The sequence below is a fragment of the Mycobacterium persicum genome, assembly GCF_002086675.1.
Taxonomy (GTDB): domain Bacteria; phylum Actinomycetota; class Actinomycetes; order Mycobacteriales; family Mycobacteriaceae; genus Mycobacterium; species Mycobacterium persicum.
In genome coordinates, this window is the sequence record NZ_MVIF01000001.1 from 223,927 (window position 1) to 238,112 (window position 14,186).

Consider the following 14,186-nt stretch of genomic DNA (forward strand, 5'->3'; position numbering starts at 1 on the left):
TACCTCCTACAAGTGTGCGACGTGGCGTCTGCGGCCACCTCGAAGCGTCTAAGAACGTCGAACAATGTCTAGGAATCACGAACGCCCCGGCGCAGGAAGCGGCACGGGGCGTAACTGATGCACCGACGCTTGCGCCGGCGCTGATGCCTCGTCCTCCTGCGTGGGCCGCCGGGTTGTTCCCGGACCTTCAACCGATTGCTCGGTGACCGACGGTCTTCGGTGGATCGGCCACAACAATAGCGGTACCGGTTCGATCAGCCAAAAACCACGTGGGCCCGGCGCACCGCCGGCATATCGAGTGTGCGCCCACGGCTCCGGATGAGCATGCCGCGCGGCGACGCACCGACGTGTCCGACCAGGTTGGCGTGCAACCGGCCGACTCTGGTCCGTCGCGGCTCGTGGTTAGCCGGGCCCCACCAGACGGGCCGCGCCGACCAGCCCGGCCGCACCGCCGAGCTGGGCCGGCACCACCCGCAGCCCGGCCAGGAAATCCAGCCGGGCATAGTCGGCCAGCGTCGCGCGCAGCGGGTCGAACAGCAGGCGCCCCGATTTGGCCACTCCCCCGCCGACGACCACGAGGTCCAGATCGCACACCGCCCCGACGGACGCGATCATCGCCGCCAGCGCGGTGGCGCCCCGCCGGAAAGCCCCCAGCGCCAACGCATTTCCCGCCACCGCTGCCTCGGCAAGCTCCTTGGCGCCGGCGCCCCTCGGCGCGGACCAGCCGTTGTCGCGGGCCCAACGCACCATCGACGGGCCGGACGCGATGGTCTCCACGCAACCGCGGCCACCGCACGCACACCGCGCGCCGTCCTGGTCGACCACGACGTGACCGACGTGACCGGCGTTTCCGGTGCGGCCGGGATAGGGAGCACCGTTGAGCACCAATCCGCCGCCGACACCGGTGGACACCACCATCCCCAGCAGGAATCGGGCGCCGCGTCCCGCGCCGAGCCAGTGCTCGCCCAACGCCATGCACACGCCGTCGCCGCCCAGCTCCACCGGCGCTCCGCGCACCACCGCCGAAACCCGGTCGCGCACCGGAAACCCCCGCCACGACGGGATGTTGATCGGGCTGACGGTTCCGCTGTGCCGGTCGATCGGACCGGCTGACGCGATGCCCACACCACGAACGGCGCCACCGGCGACGAGCAACGCATCGGCGATCATCGCGGCGACCACGTCCCAAATCCGTTCGGCTCCTTCGGCGGCCGGGGTCGGACGTTCGGCGGTGTGCACCAGAGAGCCGCCCGGGTCGGCCAGGCCTACGGCGATCTTGGTGCCGCCGATGTCAAGGCAGAGGGTATGCATCAGTGACGGTGGGTGTTGTCGGGCTGTCGCGGGTCGCCGGGATGCTCATACCCCGGGGCCAATCGCACCGATGCGGCCCGGCGGGCATCCAGCCAGATTCGAAAGGCGCGCCGCCGGGCGGCGTCCAGCAGATGCCCGGTGATCGCCGGGCGCACCTGCTCCAGCGGCGGACGGGCAACCGCGGGAACGCGCCAGCCGTGACCACCGCGACGCGGCGCGGCGAACCGCAGCGGGTTGCGCCGATGGTAGTCGGCCACCTGGTCGTCGGTGACCACCACCGCGGCGGTGACGTCGGCGAACAGCGCCCGCGCGTACGGATCGGCCAGCACCGCCGCGGCGACGCTGCCGATCTCCAATCGCGCCGCCACATCCGGCAGCAACTCGACCTCGGTCGGAGCGGCTGCCGCGGTCAGTCCGCGCGCGGCCACCTCGGCGGCGATCACTCGCTCGGTGACGATCAGCTGAGTCAGCCAGCGCCGCAGCTGGCGTCCCTCGCTGGTGCCGCTCGGCGGCAGGGCGGCCGCACCCGGACCGTTGCGTAGCCATGCTTCCCGCACGTCGACCTCCCCGACAGGGACGGGAACGCCGGCGACCGTCGCAACCAGGTCGGCGCTCATCGCACCGTCACCTTCACCGCCGGCGAGTACACCAGCCCGCCGGCGCAGCCGACCCGCACCAGCGCCCACCACTGGCCCGGTAGCAGCCACGACGGCGGCGTGACGTCGAATGCAACCTCGACCGTGCCGCCGGCGGGTAAGACAGCAGCTCGTACGGCCGGACCGAGCCACTCCCAGGTGCCCCAGGGGCTGATCAGGTGGGCCTCGACTGCCACGTCTGCGCCCGCACGGCTGCCGAGGCTGACGGTGAGCCGAGCCGAGTCGCCGGCGGCCACATCGACGTCTGCCGGACCGTCGAGGAGGTAGGCCAGCTCCTGCTGAGGTGTCCCAACCGCGAGCACGCACACGTCCTCGACCACCTGCCGCCACGCAGCCGGCGCCTCCCGATCGGTGACGGTCAACTGGGCTCGGACCGGATAGAGCGCCGGCGGCGTGTCGGCCGGGATCATCACAACGACATCGGCTTCCAGGCATTCACCGGCACCCAAGGTGAACGGCATCCGGGCCGGCGCCACCGACCAGCCGCCGGGACACACCACATCCACCGTGCCGCTCAACGCGAAGTCGCTGCAGTCGCTCGCGGCGGTGAGGCGCAACACCACCTGGTCTCCCGCGTCGGCGTTGACCAGCCGGGGATGTAGGTAGGCGACGGCCGGCAGTCCGCCCAGCGGTGCCGGGCCGCGATTGTGCAGCCAGTAACGGGCATACAGCGGCTGCGCCGTTTCGGCTTGCGGCGCGAGCTCGGCGTCGCCCGGGGTCCCGCTGATGTCGAGCCGGGCCACCACGGTCGCGACCTGGTAGCCGTGCAGGTCGATTGATCGCTTGCGCTGCTGCGGGGATTCCAGCAGGTCGGCCATCCGGAATCCGGTTACCTTAGCGACGTCGGAGCCGATCCGGACGCGGGTGGCGGCCCCGGTGGTCTCCACCAGCCGCAGCGCGACCACCGTGGGATCGACGGGCCGGGCACTGCCGGCCGTCAACGGGTTGCCCGCCGCTTTAAGTGCTCCCAGGTGAACCGCATCGGCGGGGTCGACCTGCAGCAGCGAGCCGGCCGACGGCAGCCTTGCCGCCGATTTTCGCGGGGTCAATGCGATGAGCGGATGCGAGAACTGCGCGCTGCTCGTGGGCAGGCCGGCCCGGCGCCAGTCGCCGTCAGCGCAGACCAGAGCGTAGTCGAAATCGTGTGTCCAGTGCTGGAGCTGGAAGTTCGAGCCGTCGGGCGCGGTGCGGCGCGGTTCGTCGATCCAGACGCCGGACGGCCAACCGGTGCAGGAGCGCATCAGCGCGGTATGCAAGGTGCCCTCGGTGTCGACGGCGAAGCTGGGCACCCCGCGGTTGAGCAGCGCCACGGTGCGGGCCTCGAAGGGTTCCATCGCAGCCGGTGCCTGTTGACTGATCTCGATCTCGGCGTCGTCGAGGTCGGCGATCACCGAGGTGATCGCCGCGGCGAGGTTGGCGTCGTCGCGGCCGTCGATCACCAGGACCGGCAGCGCGTTCGGCGCGCGCAGGTCCGCCCCGGGCACCCAGACCGCCGGCAACGGCGCCGCGGCCGGCACCCACACCCTGGCCCGGCCGTTCTCGGCCAGCTGCCGCTGGAGTTCGGCGGCGTATGCCGGGGCGGCCTCGGCCAACACCGCCTTGGTGAAGACGTTGCGGTCGGGCCCGCCCAGCGCGATCCGGATATCCGGCAGGTTGGAGTCCACGTCGAGGTTGCCGTAGCGCGGTTTGTCGGCGCCGCTGCAGGTGGCCGTGACGCCGGCGCGAACCAGCGCGACCATCAGCTCGCGAGCCATCGGGCCCGACATCTCCTCACCGGGCGACACCACCTCGGCGACCGATACCGCCCGGACCGCGTCACTGCCGGCCCGGACCCGTGCCGCCGACGACAAGCCGAACCAGCCGTAGGCGGGGTTGTCCAGCGTCCACGGGTGGTCTGCGGTGTCAACCGACCGAGTCCCGTCATGCAGCAGCGCGAAACCGCGCCCGACGACGGCATCGCCCACCTCGCTGACCGGCATGGCGCCCGGAACCGGGCACGGCCAGCGCAGCCGCAGCAAGCGGTCTTCGCCGGTGAACCCGTCAACCGTGGTGCGGCAGTCGACGCGGGGCACGCCGTTCCACAGGGTCAAGGTTTGGGTGTAGCGCAACACCGTGCCGATCCGGCCGCGCACCACCAGCCGCTCGCCCAGCGGGCACCGGTAGGCCCGCACCTGCGCCGGCGATTCCGACGAGCAGACCACCGGACCTTTGGGTAGCAGGTGCCACGGACCCTCACCCTGCGTCGGGTGCGCGGGGTATTCCTCGTAGACGGCAAGCTCGTTGCCCACCCGGCCGTCGGCGATGAGCTGACGACCGTTCTGCATCAGCGAGGACACCGCTCCGCCGCGCGCGGGGTCGACGGTCAAGCGGTAGTGCTCGTTGGCGACCGCGTCACCGGATGCCGGTTGCCAGCCTGCCGGGCCGTCGGCCGTGTCCAGCCGGTAGCACCGCCAGCCCAGCGACGGCATGTCCCGCGCCAGCCAGGTGACCGTCCGCCCGTCGTGCTCGACGAGTGCGGGAACCTCGGCGCCCTCGCAGTCATAGACCCGCACCCCGGCGACCTGCGGCGCTTCGAGCCGCACCGTGACGATGTCGGTGCGTCGGCGGCTCAGCGGATTCCACACGACGACGGCGCCCTCGGGAGCATCGACCAGGCCGGAAATCGCTGCCAGCGCGTTGTCGCGGGCGGTGCGGCCCAGTTCCCACGCGTCACGCCAGCCGGTCAGCAGATCGAGGTAAACCTGGTCGGATTCCGACCCGGTGATCGCGTCGTGGTGTGCGCCGTAGGCCAACTGCACCCAGGCTTTGGCCAACGCTGCCTGCGGATACCGGGCGCCGGTCAACACCGCGGCGAACACCGCGAATCGTTCGGCGTCCAACACCGCGTTCTCGGCGGCCCGATTGGCTTGCTTGGTGTCGATGTAGGAGACGTCCTTGCCGGTGTAGATCGGGTTCATGTCGCGGGTCTGCGGCGACGGCACCGCACCGCGATCGGCGAGTTCGGTGCGCACCGCCGCGAAGAACTCCCGCGGCAGCCCGCACACGAACCGCGGCCAGGTGTAGCGCGCGGCCCAGTCGCGGTGGATCTCGGTCACCCACTTGTTCGGCGGGGTGTAATCGGTGCCGACCGGCAGCAGCACATTGCGGGTCAGCGCAACGCTTTTGAGCTGGCCGAAAAGCGCGTACGTAGCCTCCTCGGCCTCGGCCAGCGACGTCGACGAATCCATCCACCAGCCCGCCGAATAGTGCGCCGGCATGTAGTGGGTGAGCAATCCGCGGCCCGACGGCGAGATCCACTCGAACTCGCTGGCAAACTGCATCCGGTCGACCGGGCCGCCTTGGGTAGGTCCCCATTGATGGTGTGGCCCACGAGCCCAAGAACTGGACGTCAGCCCCGCGTCGGCGGCCATGCCGGGAAATTGCGGGTCGTGGCCGAACACGTCGAGCTGCCAGGCGGTGGCCGGATCGGCGCCCAGTACGTGACGTTGAAACCCGCTGCCGTGCACCAGGTTTCGAATCGTCGTCTCGGGACCGGTGAGATTGGTGTTGGGCTCGTTATAGGTGCCGCCCATCACCTCGACACGGTCCTCGGCGAGGAACCGGCGCAGGTCGGCACGGTCCTCGGGATGGGTGTCCCAGTACGGCTTGAGGTAGTCGACTTCCGCGAGCACGAACTTATAGTCGGGATCGCGTCGTGCCAGCTCCAGATGAGCGCGCACGAGCTCGAAGCCGTTGGCCTGCCGGGCTCTCCCCGGCGGGTCTTCGCGCCACTGGCTGGTGTAGCCGGCCTGGGTGTTCCACCACACCGGGTCGTAGTGGAAGTGGCTGACCATGTACATGGTCCAGCCCGGCTCGGCCACAACGAACTCGAAAGCCAGGCCGGCCCCAGGGGCGCGCACCCACGCAGGCAACGGCGACCCCAGCACCGGGCGGTTCACCGAGACCGCGATCTCGACCACCTCTTCGCCGGAAGCGACGACCGCCTCCCCGCGCAGGCCGTCACCGTCGACGCGTAGCGGTGTCGGCTCGGCGCATCCGGCGACGGCGACGCGTACCAGTTGCAGCGGCTGGTCGGGCGGGCCTACGAACAGCTCGGTGGATGCCGCCGAAACCAGTTGCATGACCGCACCTTACGGTGCCTTACCGTCACGACGAAGACATTTGCCCACAGCACCCGCCGCCGCGCCTCCGCCGGTTCCAGCACCTCGAACTCGGCGCCCACCATCGCGAAGTACAACGCCATCCGCCGTCCACATCCGATGCGACTGCAAGTCTGGCACTGGTACACCCAGCTGCGCCCGCGCCCGGACGGCCTGACCGACGACGAATACTTCTGGCAGCCGATGCGGGACTGCCGACCTTGCATCCGGACGCCTCGGTGGATTTCGTGTTTCCGACTCCCAGCCCGATGCCGTTCACCATCATCGCCTGGCGGCTGGCTCCCGTCATCGTCGGAGTGTTCGCCGTGCGCAATCACCGCCACTTCGGGGTCCGCCCGCGGACTACCAGAATTGGCCGTAAGCCACCCACGCCGCGACCGCCCTGCGGCAACTAGCGCGTCACCGGTATGCAAAGGGCATGGATGGCACGGGTGGCCGCCGCTCCGGACGCCCCTCACGAGGATCCGCGGCCGTTAGCGCAACGCACCGCCGAACACGCCAACGAATTTGTGATGCGGCACGAGGAAACCCTGGCCGGTTTACTCGAGGCATTTGCCGCGCAGAACGCGGAAACGCTGCGGCTGGTCGACACCACTGACCTGGACGCCGCGGTGCCCGTGCCGCGGGACGCCCCCTGGTTTCCCAAGGACGTCGAAGCCTGGTCGGTGCGCTGGGTCATCCTGCACGTGATCAACGAACTGGCCCGCCATGCCGGGCACGCCGACATCGTCCGGGAAAGCATCGACGGGGCCACCATGTACGAATTGATCGCCGGCCTGCAGAACTGGCAGCCGCAGCCGTGGCTGACACCCTGGCAACCCAAATAGACCGCCGAACGTGTACTCAGTGCGAAAATCCGCGCCGATTTTCGCAGTAGATACACGTTCGGCGAAGGCATAGCCCATCCATCGGCCGCGCCTTTGCCGCGGGTGAAGCGACGCACGCAAATTGTGAGTCGGCTCCACCAATTTGGCACACTGCACAGATGAGTTCCACCAAACACCGCGATGTGGCCAAGCTCGACCGGGTGCCGTTGCCGGTCGAAGCGGCCCGGGTCGCCACCACTGGTTGGCAGGTCACCCGCACCGCTGCTCGGGTACTCACCAGGCTGCCGGCCAAGGGTCCGTGGCAGCAGAAGATCATCAAGGAAATCCCGCAGACCTTCGCCGATCTGGGTCCCACGTATGTGAAGTTCGGCCAAATCATCGCCTCGAGCCCAGGGGCGTTCGGCGAGTCGTTGTCGCGTGAATTCCGCACCCTGCTGGACCAGGTGCCGCCGGCCGACACCGGTGAGGTGCACCGGCTTTTCGTCGAGGAGCTCGGCGACGAGCCGGCCAAGCTGTTCGCGACGTTCGAAGAAGAGCCGTTCGCCTCTGCGTCGATCGCCCAGGTGCATTACGCGACCCTGAAGACCGGCGAGGACGTGGTGGTCAAGATCCAGCGGCCGGGCATCCGCCGCCGGGTGGCCGCCGACCTGCAGATCTTGAAGCGTTTCGCGCAGGCCGTCGAACTGGCCAAGCTGGGCCGCCGGCTCTCGGCCCAAGACGTGGTGGCCGACTTCTCCGACAACTTGGCCGAGGAGTTGGACTTCCGGCTGGAAGCGCAATCGATGGAGGCGTGGGTCTCGCACCTGCACGCGTCCCCGCTGGGCCGCAACATCCGGGTGCCGCACGTGCACTGGGACTTCACCAGCGAGCGGGTGCTGACCATGGAGAAGGTGCAGGGCATCCGCATCGACAACGTCGCCGCCATCCGCAAGGCCGGCTTCGACGGCACCGAACTCGTCAAAGCGCTGCTGTTCAGCGTGTTCGAGGGCGGGCTGCGGCACGGACTGTTCCACGGCGACCTGCACGCGGGCAACCTGTACGTCGACGACCAGGGCCGCATCGTGTTCTTCGACTTCGGGATCATGGGCCGCATCGATCCGCGTACCCGCTGGCTGCTGCGCGAGCTGGTTTATGCCCTGCTGGTCAAGAAGGACCATGCCGCCGCCGGCAAGATCGTCGTGTTGATGGGCGCCGTCGGGACCGTGAAGCCCGAGGCCCAGGCCGCCAAAGACCTCGAGAAATTCGCCGCCCCGCTTACGATGCAATCGCTGGGCGAGATGTCGTATGCCGACATCGGCCGGCAGCTGTCGGCGCTGGCCGACGCCTACGACGTCAAGCTGCCCCGCGAGCTGGTGCTGATCGGCAAGCAGTTCTTGTACGTCGAGCGGTACATGAAGCTGCTGGCGCCGAAGTGGCAGATGATGTCGGACCCGCAGCTCACCGGGTACTTCGCCAACTTTATGGTCGAGGTCAGCCGCGAGCATCAGTCGGATGTAGAGGTCCAGTGAGGTCTAGCGGAGGTCTGGTGGAGGTCCGCAGCGGCACCGCGGTCGCGGGGCAGATGAAGCTGTACTACGAGGACATGGGTGACCCGGACGACCCACCCGTGCTGCTGATCATGGGTCTGGGCGCCCAACTGCTGCTGTGGCGGACCGCCTTCTGCGAGAAACTCGTCGCCCAGGGCCTGCGCGTCATCCGTTACGACAACCGCGACGTCGGCCTGTCCAGCAGGACCGAGCACGCCGACCCCGCCCAGTCGATGCTCGCGCGGCTGCTGCGCTTCTGGTTCGGCCTGCGCAGCCAGGCCGCATACACGCTGGAGGACATGACCGACGACGCGGCCGCGCTGTTGGACCACCTGGAGATCGACCACGCCCACATCGTCGGCGCGTCGATGGGCGGCATGATCGCCCAGGTTTTCGCGGCACGGTTCCCGGAGCGGACAAAGGCCTTGGCGATCATCTTCTCCAGCAACAACAGAGCGTGCCTGCGACCGCCGGCACTGCGCGCCTTGCGGGCCATGCTCAACGGCCCACCGCCGGGCTCGCCGCGCGAGGTGGTAGTGGACAACGTCGTGCGGGTCACCAGGATCACGGGCAGTCCCGGCTATCGCCTGCCCGAGGAGCGTGTCAGGGCCGACGCGGCCGAGAACTACGATCGCAGCTTCGACCCGTTGGGCGTGCGCCGACAGTTCAACGCGGTCCTGGGCAGTGGCAGCCTGCTCCACTACAACCGGCGCATCACGGCGCCGACCGTGGTGATCCACGGCCGAAAGGACATAATGGTGCGGCCTTCCAATGGCCGCGCGGTCGCCCGCGCGATCGATGACGCCCGACTGGTGTTGTTCGACAGGATGGGCCACGATCTGCCCGAGCCGTTATGGGACGGGGTGATCAGTGTCCTGATGAGCAACTTTGCCAGGGCCGGCTGAGTCTTGAACGAGGCTTGAACGAGGATTGTAGGGTTGCAAAAGGAGGTTGTCTCAAGTGGCCGAGCTGACACCGTATTACGAGGACTCGCAAGCCGCGTACGACATTTCGGACGACTTTTTCGGGCTTTTCCTCGATCCGACGTGGGTCTACACCTGCGCCTACTTCGAGCGCGACGACATGACCCTCCAAGAGGCGCAGCTGGCCAAGCTCGATCTGGCATTGGACAAGCTGAACCTCGAGCCCGGGATGACGCTGCTGGACGTCGGGTGCGGCTGGGGCGGTGCCCTGGTCCGGGCGGTGGAGAAGTACGACGTCAACGTTATCGGCCTGACGCTGAGCAAAAACCACTGTCAACGCAGCCAGGACCGGCTCGCCGCCATTCCCACCCAGCGGCGGGCCGAGGCGCGGTTGCAGGGCTGGGAAGAGTTCGACGAGAAGGTGGACCGGATCGTCTCCTTCGAAGCGTTCGACGCCTTTCACAAGGAGCGCTACGGCGCGTTCTTCGAACGCGCATACGAGATCATGCCCGACGACGGGCGGATGTTGCTGCACAGTCTGTTCACCTATGACCGCAGGTGGCTGCACGAGCAGGGCATCGCGCTCACCATGAGCGACATCCGATTCCTGAAGTTCCTCCGCGAATCGATCTTCCCGGGCGGCGAACTGCCGTCCGAACCCGACATTGTCGACAACGCGAAGGCCGCGGGTTTCTCCGTCGAAGAGATCCAATTGATGCAACAGCATTACGCCCGGACCCTGGACATGTGGGCCGCCAACTTGGCGGCCGCGCGCGAACGTGCCATCGAGATCCAGTCCGAAGCGGTCTATGACAACTTCATGCACTACCTGACCGGTTGCGCCGAGCGGTTCCGCCGCCGCTTGATCAACGTCGCCCAGTTCACCCTGGCGAAATAGCCTTGCACCGGCTCTGGCCTGCGCAGACTCGGTCGTGATTTAGTGCTGCGGCGCCAAATCGGATAACATTCCCCGAGCACATGGGGGAGCGTTTTTCGGTGCATCTTATGTGAGCACCGTAGGGCCGGTCCTGGCCCGGAAAGGCATTCATAAGGTCATGGCTGAACAACTGACGCCGCATTTCGACGACGTGCAGGCGCACTACGACTTGTCCGACGACTTCTTCCGGCTGTTCCTGGACCCGACCCAGACCTACAGCTGCGCCTACTTCGAGCGCGACGACATGACGCTGGAAGAGGCCCAGATCGCCAAGATCGACCTGGCGCTGGGCAAGCTGGGCCTGCAGCCGGGCATGACGCTGCTCGACGTGGGCTGCGGCTGGGGGGCCACCATGCGCCGGGCCATCGAGAAGTACGACGTCAACGTCATCGGCCTGACCTTGTCGAAGAACCAGGCCGCCCACGTCCAGAAGACCTTCGACGAGATGGACACCGCGCGCAGCAGGACGGTGTTACTGAAGGGCTGGGAACAGTTCGACCAGCCCGTCGACCGGATCGTGTCCATCGGCGCCTTCGAGCACTTCGGCCACGACCGCTACGACGACTTCTTCGCCATGGCACACCGGGTCCTGCCCGCCGACGGCGTGATGCTGCTGCACACCATCACCGGACTGACCGGACCGCAGATCGTCGAGCGCGGCATGCCGATGACCTTCGAGATGGCGCGCTTCATCAAGTTCATCGTGACCGAGATCTTTCCCGGCGGCCGGTTGCCGTCGATCGAGAAAGTCGAGGAGCACGCGGGCAAGGCCGGCTTCACCCTGACTCGGCGCCAGTCGCTGCAGCCGCACTACGCACGCACCTTGGACCTGTGGGCGCAGGCGCTGGAGGCACACCGGGACGAGGCCATCGCGATCCAGTCCGAAGGGGTCTACGAGCGCTACATGAAGTACCTGACCGGCTGCGCCAACGCGTTCCGCATCGGCTACATCGACGTCAACCAGTTCACCTTGGAGAGGTAGTGACGGCGACCATCGCAGATCTCAGTCGGGTCCCAGTCGGGAAAAACCGGCCGCTCAGCGACTTTCGATGCGATGGATGCGCCCTGCCCGGTGTAGGGTGCCGTGGATGATCACCGCGTGAGGGTGCTCATCTGTTCTTGGAGGACATATGGCTGGTAAGACAACAAGTGCCGCAGGCACCCGGTCTAACTTGGACGACGTCCAGGCCCATTACGACATATCCAACGAGTTTTTCGCCCTTTTCGTCGATCCCACCCGCACCTACAGCTGCGCGTACTTCGAACGCGACGACATGACCCTGCACGAAGCGCAGCTCGCCAAGATCGACCTGACGCTGGACAAGCTGGGACTGCAGCCGGGGATGACGCTGCTCGACATTGGTTGCGGCTGGGGCTCGGTGCTCAAGCGCGCGGTCGAGAAGTACGACGTCAACGTCGTGGGGTTGACGCTTTCCAAGAACCAGCACGCCTACTGCCAGCAGGTGCTCGACGAGGTCGACAGCAGCCGCTCGCGTCGGGTGCTGTTGCGGGACTGGGCCGAGTTCACCGAACCGGTGGACCGCATCGTCGTCATCGAAGCGCTGGAGCACTTCGGCTTCCACCGCTATGACGACTTCTTCAAGTTCGCTTACCACGCCATGCCCGGCGACGGCGTGATGCTGTTGCACTCGATCACCGGGTTGCACGTCAAGCAGGTCATGGAACGCGGCATACCGTTGACCATGGAGATGGCCAAGTTCATCAGGTTCATCGTGACCGACATCTTCCCGGGCGGCCGGCTGCCGATGATCGAGACCGTCGAGGAGCACGCGCAGAAGGTCGGTTTCACGGTGACCCGCCGCCAGTCGCTGCAACTGGACTTCGCCAAGACTCTGGACTTTTGGGCGGAGGCGCTTCAGGCGCGCAAGGACGAGGCGATCGCCATCCAGTCCGAGGAGGTCTACGAGCGCTACATGAAGTACCTGACCGGCTGCGCCAAGGCCTTCCGGATGGGCTACATCGACTGCAACCAGTTCACACTCGCCAAGTAGACTCAGGTGCCACAGACGGGCTATGGGTGCACACGCTCGCGTCGATAGGTAGTAACGCCTCGGGGGTTTATCGGGCTGTTGCACAAGTCAAACCGAGGCGTCGCATGCGTTCGGGCAATGAACACTATCCAGGAGAACAGGACGACAATGGCTGACAAGGCGCCGACACAGACGAAGACCCGGACGCGCTCGGAGGACATCCAGGCGCACTACGACGTCTCCGATGACTTCTTCGCCCTGTTTCAAGACCCGACCCGGACCTACAGCTGCGCCTACTTCGAGCGGGACGACATGACACTCGAAGAAGCTCAGTACGCCAAGATCGACCTCAACCTGGACAAGTTGGACCTCAAGCCGGGTATGACGCTGCTCGACATCGGCTGCGGTTGGGGTACCACGATGCGGCGGGCCGTCGAGCGCTTCGACGTCAACGTCATCGGCCTGACCCTGTCCAAGAACCAGCACGCCCGCTGTGAGCAGGTGCTGGCCTCCGTCGACAGCAACCGCTCGCGTCAGGTGCGGCTGCAAGGCTGGGAGGACTTCACCGAGCCCGTCGACAGGATCGTCTCCATCGAGGCCTTCGAGCACTTCGGACACGAGAACTACGACGACTTCTTCAAACGGTGTTTCGACATCATGCCCGAGGACGGCCGGATGACCGTCCAGAGTAGCGTCGGCTATCACCCGTTCGAGATGGCCGCCCGCGGCAAGAAGCTGAGCTTCGAGACGGCGCGCTTCATCAAGTTCATCATCACCGAGATCTTTCCCGGCGGTCGGCTGCCGTCGACCGAGATGATGGTCGAACACGGCGAGAAGGCCGGTTTCGTCGTCCCCGAACCGCTTTCGCTGCGCCCGCATTACATCAAGACGTTGCGGATCTGGGGTGACACGCTGGAGTCCAATCGGGAGAAGGCCATCGAGGTCACCTCCGAAGAGGTCTACAACCGGTACATGAAGTACCTGCGCGGCTGCGAGCACTACTTCACCGACGAGATGCTCGACTGCAGCCTGGTCACCTACCTCAAGCCGGGCGCCGTCGCCGCCTAGTTGGTGTCGGATTAAGGCTGCGCGGTTCGTCTAACAGGTAGAGAGTGGAGCACAGGGCTTCGCTCACTGCCGGATGAGGTGACCACGATGCAGTACTTCGCCCTATTGATCAGCCAGGAGCGCGACCGCACGCCCGACGAGCGGGCCAGCGAGATGGCGGCCTACGAGGCCTTTCACACCAGGGTGGCTTCGGCGATCCGCGGAGGTGACGCGCTGCTGCCGGCGGCGACCGGCGTGCGCATCACCGGCGGACCCGACGCGCCGATCGTCACCGACGGCCCATTCGCCGAGACCGCGGAGGTGGCCGGCGGCTACTACGTGTTCGAAGCCGAAAACCTGGAAGAGGCACTGGCTTTGGCGCGCGACGTCCCCGCCGCCAAGCACGGCGCGGTGGAGGTATGGCCGATGTTCGGCAGCTTCGAACCCGCCCGGCGGGAAGGCAGCCAGTGGCTGGCACTGCTGCTGGAACCGCCATCGAACGCGGTCGCGCCGGGCAGCCCCGAATGGCAGGCGTTGGCCGCGCCGCACCACGAATTCATGGCCGCAGCCGGCGATCACATCACCGGCGGAGCCGCCCTGCATGAACCGTCCACCGCGACCACCGTGCGGGTGCATGGCGGCGAGGTCCTCATCACCGACGGTCCCTACGCCGAGGGCGCCGAGGTGGCCAACGGCTTCTATGTGCTCAGCGCAGCCGACCGCGACGAGGCCGTCAAGCTCGCGTCGATGATCCCGGCCTCCGCCGTGCAGCTACGTCAGCAGGCCGGTGTATCCGGACTGTAGCGCC

The 14,186-nt window shown here is 67.1% G+C and carries 10 protein-coding genes and 2 pseudogenes; 9 read left to right on the plus strand and 3 right to left on the minus strand.

What is annotated here, in order from left to right; translation table 11 throughout:
* Positions 1–402: 402 nt before the first annotated feature.
* Genes BST40_RS01015 through BST40_RS01025 form a run of 3 tightly spaced genes read right to left on the minus strand, consistent with a single transcriptional unit; the run spans position 403 to position 6,088 of the window.
* Positions 403–1,311, minus strand: a complete 909-nt coding sequence (locus BST40_RS01015) for an ROK family protein (protein WP_083153145.1) — start codon at positions 1,309–1,311, stop codon at positions 403–405.
* Entirely contained in the window at positions 1,311–1,928 is a 618-nt protein-coding gene (locus tag BST40_RS01020; protein WP_075547005.1) for a DUF7158 domain-containing protein, read from the minus strand. The genes BST40_RS01015 and BST40_RS01020 overlap by 1 nt, the downstream gene beginning before the upstream one ends.
* Positions 1,925–6,088 (minus strand): glycoside hydrolase family 38 N-terminal domain-containing protein, encoded by a 4,164-nt coding sequence (locus tag BST40_RS01025; protein ID WP_075547004.1) that lies wholly within the window; start codon positions 6,086–6,088, stop codon positions 1,925–1,927. The genes BST40_RS01020 and BST40_RS01025 overlap by 4 nt, the downstream gene beginning before the upstream one ends.
* Before the next feature lie 138 nt (positions 6,089–6,226).
* On the opposite strand from BST40_RS01025, the pseudogene BST40_RS01030 reads away from it, so the two are divergent.
* The 9 genes and pseudogenes from BST40_RS01030 to BST40_RS01070 form a co-directional block, all read left to right on the plus strand.
* Positions 6,227–6,554 (plus strand): annotated as a pseudogene (locus tag BST40_RS01030) (DinB family protein); the annotation flags it as partial.
* Positions 6,529–6,954, plus strand: a pseudogene (locus BST40_RS01035) (mycothiol transferase); the annotation flags it as partial. The pseudogenes BST40_RS01030 and BST40_RS01035, both read left to right, overlap by 26 nt.
* Positions 6,955–7,112: 158 nt before the next feature.
* Positions 7,113–8,462 (plus strand): ABC1 kinase family protein, encoded by a 1,350-nt coding sequence (locus BST40_RS01040; RefSeq protein ID WP_075547003.1) that lies wholly within the window; start codon positions 7,113–7,115, stop codon positions 8,460–8,462.
* A 14-nt stretch (positions 8,463–8,476) separates the two neighbouring features.
* On the plus strand, positions 8,477–9,385 hold the full coding sequence (locus BST40_RS01045) for an alpha/beta fold hydrolase (RefSeq protein WP_275887207.1): 909 nt from the start codon (positions 8,477–8,479) through the stop codon (positions 9,383–9,385).
* A 55-nt stretch (positions 9,386–9,440) separates the two neighbouring features.
* Positions 9,441–10,301, plus strand: coding sequence for a mycolic acid methyltransferase MmaA1 (gene mmaA1, locus BST40_RS01050; protein WP_075547001.1), 861 nt, complete (start codon positions 9,441–9,443; stop codon positions 10,299–10,301).
* A 157-nt stretch (positions 10,302–10,458) separates the two neighbouring features.
* Positions 10,459–11,322, plus strand: coding sequence for a cyclopropane mycolic acid synthase MmaA2 (gene mmaA2 / locus BST40_RS01055; protein WP_083153146.1), 864 nt, complete (start codon positions 10,459–10,461; stop codon positions 11,320–11,322).
* A 148-nt stretch (positions 11,323–11,470) separates the two neighbouring features.
* Positions 11,471–12,352: a methoxy mycolic acid synthase MmaA3 gene (mmaA3, locus tag BST40_RS01060; protein WP_075546999.1), complete on the plus strand. Its 882-nt coding sequence runs from the start codon at positions 11,471–11,473 to the stop codon at positions 12,350–12,352.
* Between the two features lie 117 nt (positions 12,353–12,469).
* Positions 12,470–13,399: a hydroxymycolate synthase MmaA4 gene (gene mmaA4, locus BST40_RS01065; RefSeq protein ID WP_275887180.1), complete on the plus strand. Its 930-nt coding sequence runs from the start codon at positions 12,470–12,472 to the stop codon at positions 13,397–13,399.
* Positions 13,400–13,486: 87 nt separating this feature from the next.
* Positions 13,487–14,182 (plus strand): YciI family protein, encoded by a 696-nt coding sequence (locus BST40_RS01070; protein WP_083153177.1) that lies wholly within the window; start codon positions 13,487–13,489, stop codon positions 14,180–14,182.
* Positions 14,183–14,186: the final 4 nt, after the last annotated feature.

Bases quoted from the DNA above. Each gene is read 5' to 3' on its own strand.
- BST40_RS01070 (WP_083153177.1), top strand. From the start codon at position 13,487: ATGCAGTACTTCGCCCTATTGATCAGCCAGGAGCGCGACCGCACGCCC.
- BST40_RS01025 (WP_075547004.1), bottom strand. From the start codon at position 6,088: ATGCAACTGGTTTCGGCGGCATCCACCGAGCTGTTCGTAGGCCCGCCC.
- BST40_RS01015 (WP_083153145.1), bottom strand. From the start codon at position 1,311: ATGCATACCCTCTGCCTTGACATCGGCGGCACCAAGATCGCCGTAGGC.
- mmaA4 (WP_275887180.1), top strand. From the start codon at position 12,470: ATGAACACTATCCAGGAGAACAGGACGACAATGGCTGACAAGGCGCCG.
- BST40_RS01040 (WP_075547003.1), top strand. From the start codon at position 7,113: ATGAGTTCCACCAAACACCGCGATGTGGCCAAGCTCGACCGGGTGCCG.
- BST40_RS01020 (WP_075547005.1), bottom strand. From the start codon at position 1,928: ATGAGCGCCGACCTGGTTGCGACGGTCGCCGGCGTTCCCGTCCCTGTC.
- mmaA2 (WP_083153146.1), top strand. From the start codon at position 10,459: ATGGCTGAACAACTGACGCCGCATTTCGACGACGTGCAGGCGCACTAC.
- mmaA3 (WP_075546999.1), top strand. From the start codon at position 11,471: ATGGCTGGTAAGACAACAAGTGCCGCAGGCACCCGGTCTAACTTGGAC.